This window comes from Paraclostridium sp., from assembly GCF_051657365.1.
In the GTDB taxonomy this organism is placed as follows: domain Bacteria; phylum Bacillota; class Clostridia; order Peptostreptococcales; family Peptostreptococcaceae; genus Paraclostridium.
The window spans coordinates 1-7,790 of record NZ_JBOFKN010000008.1 but is presented as its reverse complement, the minus strand read 5'-3'; the positions used below and the strand labels follow the sequence as shown (position 1 = coordinate 7,790).

At 27.9% G+C, this 7,790-nt stretch carries 9 protein-coding genes and 1 riboswitch; of the genes, 8 read left to right on the top strand and 1 reads right to left on the bottom strand.

The window, feature by feature from the left end:
* Positions 1-214: 214 nt before the first annotated feature.
* From ACRCYC_RS00235 to ACRCYC_RS00210, 6 genes are all read left to right on the top strand, one after another.
* Positions 215-1,222: an AAA family ATPase gene (locus ACRCYC_RS00235; RefSeq protein ID WP_438617188.1), complete on the top strand. Its 1,008-nt coding sequence runs from the start codon at positions 215-217 to the stop codon at positions 1,220-1,222.
* A gap of 3 nt (positions 1,223-1,225) precedes the next feature.
* Entirely contained in the window at positions 1,226-1,738 is a 513-nt protein-coding gene (locus ACRCYC_RS00230; RefSeq protein WP_438617187.1) for a hypothetical protein, read from the top strand.
* An 83-nt stretch (positions 1,739-1,821) separates the two neighbouring features.
* On the top strand, positions 1,822-2,307 hold the full coding sequence (locus tag ACRCYC_RS00225; protein ID WP_438617186.1) for a GNAT family N-acetyltransferase: 486 nt from the start codon (positions 1,822-1,824) through the stop codon (positions 2,305-2,307).
* A 544-nt stretch (positions 2,308-2,851) separates the two neighbouring features.
* Positions 2,852-3,310: a hypothetical protein gene (locus ACRCYC_RS00220; protein ID WP_438617184.1), complete on the top strand. Its 459-nt coding sequence runs from the start codon at positions 2,852-2,854 to the stop codon at positions 3,308-3,310.
* A gap of 111 nt (positions 3,311-3,421) precedes the next feature.
* A riboswitch (Lysine riboswitch) is annotated at positions 3,422-3,601 on the top strand.
* Between the two features lie 165 nt (positions 3,602-3,766).
* The gene (locus ACRCYC_RS00215) at positions 3,767-5,158 is read left to right on the top strand and encodes a YfcC family protein (protein WP_438617183.1); all 1,392 of its coding nucleotides are present in this window, start codon (positions 3,767-3,769) and stop codon (positions 5,156-5,158) included.
* Positions 5,159-5,174: 16 nt separating this feature from the next.
* Positions 5,175-6,365, top strand: coding sequence for a M20 family metallopeptidase (locus tag ACRCYC_RS00210; RefSeq protein ID WP_438617182.1), 1,191 nt, complete (start codon positions 5,175-5,177; stop codon positions 6,363-6,365).
* Positions 6,366-6,427: 62 nt separating this feature from the next.
* On the opposite strand, the gene ACRCYC_RS00205 is transcribed toward ACRCYC_RS00210, so the two are convergent.
* A complete protein-coding gene (locus ACRCYC_RS00205) occupies positions 6,428-6,898 on the bottom strand; it encodes a DUF1648 domain-containing protein (RefSeq protein WP_438617181.1) in 471 nt (156 codons plus the stop codon).
* 180 nt (positions 6,899-7,078) lie between these two features.
* On the opposite strand from ACRCYC_RS00205, the gene ACRCYC_RS00200 reads away from it, so the two are divergent.
* Entirely contained in the window at positions 7,079-7,444 is a 366-nt protein-coding gene (locus ACRCYC_RS00200) for a BlaI/MecI/CopY family transcriptional regulator (protein WP_438617180.1), read from the top strand.
* A 5-nt stretch (positions 7,445-7,449) separates the two neighbouring features.
* Positions 7,450-7,790, top strand: a 341-nt coding sequence (locus ACRCYC_RS00195; protein WP_438617179.1) for a hypothetical protein, incomplete at its 3' end; no start/stop codon positions are given.

Genomic DNA, 7,790 nt, shown 5'->3' with positions numbered 1-7,790 from the left:
CTAATGACCAAAGGTTAGAGGTATAGCTAATTTGCAAACTATATTTAATAAAAGTCAAAAGAGGATAAGGATGTAATTAACATTACTCCTTGGAAAAGCACTGAATTTGAAGGCTTAGGCTATCAAATCAGTGCTTTTTTTAATTATCGCTTATATTTAGGGATTTTGTTATAATTATATATATAAAAAGTAAAAACTTAAGGAGCGATTAATTTTGAATATAAATAAATTGAGTATAGAGAATATAACGGTATTTGAAGATTTTAAATTAAATGCAAGTAATGGAGTTAATGTTATAATTGGAGAAAATGGAACAGGTAAAACTCATCTTATAAAATTAATCTATGGGGTTGGGGAAACTAGCATGGGAACAGAAGAAGATGCAGTTAACGTATCAAATGAATTTTTTAGAACAAAACCATCTAATTTAGTAAGAGATATAAATATAGATAAAGAACTTAAGTCCGCATTTATAATAGATTATGGATATAATGGTAGCACTGGCTACTTTATACATAATAATAATCAGCAAGATATAACTCTAGAAGTAATTAGCGAAACAAATGTAAAAGAATATCCTAAATACATATTTATACCAGCGAAAGAAATGTTATCTCATTCAAAAGGGTTTCTAGCTCTTAACAACAAGTATGATATGCCATTTGATAAAACCTATGTAGATATAATAACTAATGCAGAGCTTCCTGAGACTAAAGAAGTATCTCCTATAAATAAAAAAATATTAGATATAATATCAAAAGTAATAGATGGAACTGTAATATATGAAAATGATACTTTCTATATATTAAAAGATGACAAAAGAAAGATAGAATTTTCATTAGAAGCAGAAGGACTTCGTAAATTTGGACTATTATACAAATTAATAAGAAATGGACTTATAGAAAAAGATACTATACTTTTATGGGACGAGCCAGAAGCTAATATAAATCCTTCACTTATACCAGTACTTGTAGATATATTTTTAGAACTACAAAGAGAGGGAGTTCAAGTATTTATAGCAACGCACAGCTACAACTTAGCTAAATACTTTGAAATAAAAAGAAATAAAACTGATAAAGTTCTTTTCCATAGCTTATATAAAACTGAAAATGGAGTTAAATCGCAAAGTAATGAGTACTTTGGAGAATTAGACAACAATATCATAATAAAAGCTGATTCTAAACTCTTAGATGATGTAATAGAAGAAAGTTTAGAGGATTAGTTTATGGAAAGTAAAATAGTATTAGATGAAAATGGAATGTATAAATTTGATTTTTCAAATTGCGAATATGTATTAGAATTTCATGATTTAGCTAATAAATCTAAGTTAAATGATGTTGATTTTATAACAGAATTAAACAATGAAGTGTTATTTATAGAATATAAAAACTCTAATATACCAAATGCAGTAAGACCAGAAGCTATGTTAAAAAAAATAATAGAAAAACCAGAAAAGTTTTATGCAAGTATTGCTAAGAAATATTATGACAGTCTCTTAGTACTTTGGTCTTGCAGAGGAAATGAAAAAGATAAACCAATATCTTATATATTTTTAATAGAAGATAAATTAATAGATGAGGTTATGAGAAAAAAATTAAAAGCTAAGATAAAAAATCAATTGCCATTTAATTTAAAAGGAGATCAGATTTTAAGAGAAGTTATATCAAAGTTTGAAGTATATAATCTTAAAGAGTGGAATCGTGAATTTCCACACATTAAGATTACACCAGTAGAATAATAAAAAATTATCAATTAGATTATCTGTTATCGTGGACAGTCTACATATAATAGGTTATATTATAACTATTTAAAATCAAAGGGATGTTTATAGGAGGGATAATTATAAATTTTGATAATTGTAAACTCGTTAGTTTAAATAGTGAAATATTAGAGCATATATTTTTATGGAGATATGATAAACCATATAATGTATATGATTTGTATTTAAATGACTATTTAAACAATAGTGACTCGTGGGGAGTAGAGCAATTTGCTTTAGTAGAAAATGATAATATAATTGCATATGTATCATGTCAGATAGTAGAAAATGATATGTGGGTTGGATGGTCTTTAAGACCGAATTTATGTGGAAGTGGAATAGGTCAAAGTTTTGTAAGAAAATGTATAATCGAATTAATAGAACTGAAAAAATACTATATGAAAGATATATTTTTAAAAGTATATAGCTGGAATGCTCGTGCTATAAAAGCTTATGAAAAAGTAGGATTTACACATCATGATAATTTTATAAGAGTTGAAAATAGTAAATCTACTGAATATACTATAATGAACATGAAGATTAACTAAGAACTATTAATTCAATAATTAGTTATTCAAAAAATGTTTATGATGAAAAAATTTAAGATAATATGTATAATCTTTTTAAGAATGGTTAATTAAGTTTAACAATCAGCCAACACTGACTACACAAAAGCTAGATAATATCTTACCTTTTGGTAGTACCTTTGGAAGTGATGGTGGCTAGATATTTGAAAAAATATCACATTAAATATAATGAATCTACTAGATTCCTCGCTCTACTAGAGTGCAAATAGCCCTAGTCTAACGCCCAAAGGTTAGAGGTATAGCTAATTTGCAAACTATATTTAATAAAAGTCAAAAGAGGATAAGGATGTAATTAACATTACTCCTTGAAAAAGCACTGAATTTGAAGGCTTAGCCTATCAAATCAGTGCTTTTTTTAATTATCGCTTCTACTTAGGTATTTTGTTATAATTATTATAGTAAATTTTAAAATAATAATTAAAATTTAAATAATAGTTGCAACAATATATAGTTTTAAATTATATATATGAAATAAAAAACATAAATATTTAGGGGAGGTAAAATCATGAAAAAGAAAACAATCGCATTAATAGCAGTATTATTAATTTCAATAATTGGAATATTGATATTTACAAAAAACAACTCAACTCCAGAAAAACCACCAGAGGACTCAAAAGACAATCAAGTACAAACAACACCAGAACAACTAGATGTTATGGGGAAAATAACAAACATAAAACAAGAAGAAGACAACTTAATAATAAGAGTAGAAGCTGTCAAAGATGAAAACGCTAAAAATGGAATTGATACACTAGACTTAAAACCAGAAGTTAGATACGACATAGCAGACGTTGTAATAAATAAAGATACAATAATCAAAAAAGCAGACTCAGACAAAACACTTAAATCATCAGATATAAAACAAAATCAAATAGTAGCAGTTAAATTTGAAAAAATAGAAGGAAGATCTTACCCAGTATATGCAAATGCACAAAGCATCACTATAATTGATATGAATAATTAATTAATTAATTTACAAAAAAAGTAAAAAATTCAAAATATTTACAATTATATAAAAACATGATATAATCATTCATAACAAATAAAACTTAATAAAAATTACCTCATCTAAAAAGATTGAGGTAGAGGTCGCATTTACTAAAAGTAATATTGAAGAGGTCGGAAGCCAATGAATCAATATAAAAGGAGTAAGTGCCGAAGTTCTAGTATCCAAAGCTAGTGCTGGGGCTGTATTTAATAAGTACAGTACTGTCATCAAAATTATCCCAAGTTTTGATGGAGAGCTATCTTAAGTAAGATAAAGGGGAGATGTAGGTATGTTGTATTTAGCATATTAAGCTCAACATGTACTCGTGTTGAGCTTTTTGATTAAACAAATTTTCACACCTATATAAACTAAGATAGCAAAAGGGAAACAGACAATTAAACGTCTTAATTTAAAAAATGGGGGAGATTGAAAATGAGTAATTTAAAAAAGAAAAAGATTATTATGCCAAATACACTTACAATAATATTTTTATTAATAGTAGTAATGGCAATCCTTACTTGGATAGTACCAAGTGGAAGTTTTGAAAGAGAAGATGTAGATAATCGATTAGTTGTTGTAGCAGGAACTTATGAAAAAGTACCGTCAAATCCACAAGGAATAGCTGATGTATTTACAGCACCTATAAATGGATTTATAGATGCAGCAGAAGTAGTAGGATTTGTTTTAATAGTAGGAGGAGCTTTTGGGATAGTTAACAAAACAGGAGCAATAGAAGCAATTATAGCTCACACTGTAAACAAAATGAAAAAATACCAATTCCTAATAATACCTATCTCAATGATGCTATTTGGATTAGGTGGGACAACGTTTGGAATGAGTGAAGAAACACTACCTTTTTACATGATATTCATACCACTTATGACTAGTATGGGATATGATTCATTAACCGCAGTGGCAACAGTATTCATAGGAGCGGCAGCGGGATTTGCAGCATCTACTACCAATCCTTTTTCTGTAGGTATAGCACAAGCACTTTCACATATAGCACCAGGTTCTGGGATAGAGTATAGAGTAATTATGTTTATAATATTTATGATTATAAGTATTGGATTCGTAATGATATATGCTAATAAAGTTAAAAAGAATCCAGAAAAATCTTTAGTTAGAGATATATTAGTTAATAAAGAAGCAATAGAGAGTAATGACACAAATATAAAAAAATTTACAAAAAGAGAAGCTATAGTAATAACAATTTTCACATTAGGTATGGCAACTATGGTGTATGGGGTTTTAAAATTAGGTTGGTACATAAATGAAATTGCAATGATATTTACGGCTATAGGTTTAATATCAGGAATAGCATCAGGGCTTAGTCAAGATGAGATAGTTAGTTCATTTATAAGTGGAGCTAAAGATTTAATGTCAGCAGGACTATGTATAGCATTTGCACGTGGAATAGTGATAATAGCAGAAAATGGATATATAATAGATACAATTTTAAACTCTGCATCAAATATTTTAAATGGATTACCAAAATCTATATTTATAAATTTAACTTTCTTGATAGAAGGGTTAATAGCATTTTTAATACCGTCAGCATCAGGACTTGCATCACTTACAGTACCAGTTCTTGCACCACTTGGAGATTTGGTAGATGTGTCTAGACAAATGATAGTTACAGCTTTTCAATTTGGAATAGGTATAACAAACTTAATAACACCTACATCGGGAGTATTAATGGGAGCATTAGCACTGGCTAATATTCCTTGGGCAAAATGGGTTAGATTTATAATGCCTTTGATTGTAGTTCTAGTAATTACTACAATGGTATTTTTAACAACAGGATTATATATAGGACTTTAACATAGGGGGAAAATTTATGATAGAAAACATAAAGAAAAAAGCTTATAGCATAGAAAATGAATTGGGAAAAGAGATAGAAGAAGTATGCAATTTTATATTTAATAATCCAGAATTAGGAGATGAAGAGTATATATCATCTAAATATCTAGTTGATAAAATGAAAGAATATGGATTTAAAACAATATATCCTTACTGCAATATGGACACAGCATTTAGAGCAGAATTAGGAGATGATGATGGTCCTACCATAGGATTTTTAGCAGAGTATGATGCACTTCCTGGATATGGAGAAAATAAAGAAGCGGCTCATGCTTGTGGTCACAATTGGATTGCAGCATCAACATTAGGGGCTTGTATAGTGCTTAGCAAGTTAAAGGCAAGTTTTAAAGGTAAAATTGTATTAATAGGAACACCAGCGGAAGAAAGTACAGGAGGAAAGTGTGATTTAGTTAAATGTGGAGCTTTTGATGATATTGATGTATGTTATCAGATGCATATAGAAGCTTTTAACAATATAAATTGTAAGGCTTTGGCAATGGATTCTATAGAGTTTAGTTTTAAAGGAGTAGCAGCACATGCAGCTAGTCATCCTCATATGGGAGTTAACGCATTAGATGCAGTACAACTTACTTTTGCAGGAATAAATGCACTAAGACAACATGTAACATCAGATGTTAGAATACATGGTATAGTTTCAGATGGAGGAGAAGCTGCAAATATAGTTCCAGAAAAATCAGCTTGTAAGTTTTACATAAGAGCTAGTGAAAGAACTTATTTAAACGAAGTAACTAAAAAGGTTATAAACTGTGCAAAAGGTGCAGAGTTAATGACAGGGGCTAAATTAACTTATAGGTACTTTGAAAATCCTTTTGATAATATAATAAACAACAAAGTGCTTCAAAACATCACAAAGAGGAATTTAATTAATGTAGGGATAACAGATATATTAGAAGGAAAAGAAGGGCCAGTAGGTTCTACAGATATAGGTAATGTAAGTCAAGTTTGTCCTACTATGTATACGGAAATAGCTCTAGATATAAATCCTATGGTATATGTTCACGAAAAAGAGTTTTTAAATTATGCAAATTCCAAAGAAGCTTATGATAAGTTACATAAGTCAGTAAAAGCAATGGTAGGATGTGCTTTAGAAATTTATTTAGAAGACGGGTTACTATGTGAGATTAAGAAAAATCACTTAAATTCATAAAAAATATTTATTGATGAGTAAGAAGAAGGTATTGGAAAATGGCCAATACCTTTATTTTTATTTCACTTTAGTTTTCTAATTTTTACATAATATAAAATAATAGGCAAAAATATTAAAATTAAAAACATAGGTAAAAATAAAGAACCTAAAGGTTTACTATTTGCCGACATAATAGTTATATAAAAGAAAGAAACGTTAATTGAAGTTTTCACAAAGCTTATAAAATATCTTGTTAAATCATAAACTTTAGCATAATTTTGCTCAGTTACTTTTACAGGTATATTTAAAGATTGAGGTATAAATAATGTAATTCCCATAGAGCAATTTACTAAAACTGCCAATATAGGCAACAATATTAACGTACCCTTATCTCCCCACGAATCAATATGACCTGTGAAATTATAATGAGATGGTACTGTATCTCCTATATTGTTCCAATTAACAATTAGATACCCTATCATAAAACATAATATTAATAAATTTATAAGTTCTATTACTTTCTGTTTAGTATCAAATTCAAACTTATAGTTCATTATATCCCCCCCTGTTTTGATTTTTATAATTTAAATAATTATAGCATAAAGCATATTCTCTTGCTTTAAGTAAATATAAATCTTTTTTATATAGTAGATATTTATGTTGACAATTAGACTTTTGTCTAATAGAATTAAATTAAGGATATAGACAAATGTCTAATAAAAGGAGGTAATAGTATGATAAAAATTCCTAAGACAGAACACCAAGTTATGAAATTTATTTGGTCTCAAAAATCATCTAAGGTATCATCTAAGGAAATAGGTGATTATATGCTGAAAGAATGTTGTTGGATAAAGCCAACAACAGCAAAAGTTCTTTCCAGATTAGTGGAAAAGGATTTTTTAAAATCTGAAAAAGAAGGAAGAAATATCACATACACTGTGCTAGTAGAGGAACATGAATATGTAAAGTTTGAAACAAATGAATTTTTTGACTTTGTTCATAATAAATCATTAAAAAGCATAGTATCCACTCTAGGAGAGGGAGATTCTATAAGTGATGAAGATATAAAAGAACTTGAAGAATGGATAAAAAATAGGTGATAAATATGAGTGCTATAATTATAGAATTAATTAATGTAAGTTTATATATTAGTATATCTATATTACTAATAATGGTATTTAAAGATAAACTTTTAAGTAAGTACACAGCAACATTTAAATATCTTGTATACATAGCAATATGTATAAGAGGTATATTCATATTTAAAATAAATATTACAATGCCTAAGTTTTTAGAGTCATTAGTAAACACAAATGATAACATCTTAACTTTTAATAACAATGCATTACAAAACAGTTTACACATAAATATTGTATACATAGCATTTTGTATATGGATTATAGGTGCATTAATAGCATCTATACATTATATTAAATATAATATTAA

What these genes read in the sequence shown, in the direction of transcription:
- ACRCYC_RS00230 (WP_438617187.1), top strand. Translation starts at nt 1,226, where the DNA reads ATGGAAAGTAAAATAGTATTAGATGAAAATGGAATGTATAAATTTGAT.
- ACRCYC_RS00225 (WP_438617186.1), top strand. Translation starts at nt 1,822, where the DNA reads ATGTTTATAGGAGGGATAATTATAAATTTTGATAATTGTAAACTCGTT.
- ACRCYC_RS00220 (WP_438617184.1), top strand. Translation starts at nt 2,852, where the DNA reads ATGAAAAAGAAAACAATCGCATTAATAGCAGTATTATTAATTTCAATA.
- ACRCYC_RS00215 (WP_438617183.1), top strand. Translation starts at nt 3,767, where the DNA reads ATGAGTAATTTAAAAAAGAAAAAGATTATTATGCCAAATACACTTACA.
- ACRCYC_RS00210 (WP_438617182.1), top strand. Translation starts at nt 5,175, where the DNA reads ATGATAGAAAACATAAAGAAAAAAGCTTATAGCATAGAAAATGAATTG.
- ACRCYC_RS00205 (WP_438617181.1), bottom strand. Translation starts at nt 6,898, where the DNA reads ATGAACTATAAGTTTGAATTTGATACTAAACAGAAAGTAATAGAACTT.
- ACRCYC_RS00200 (WP_438617180.1), top strand. Translation starts at nt 7,079, where the DNA reads ATGATAAAAATTCCTAAGACAGAACACCAAGTTATGAAATTTATTTGG.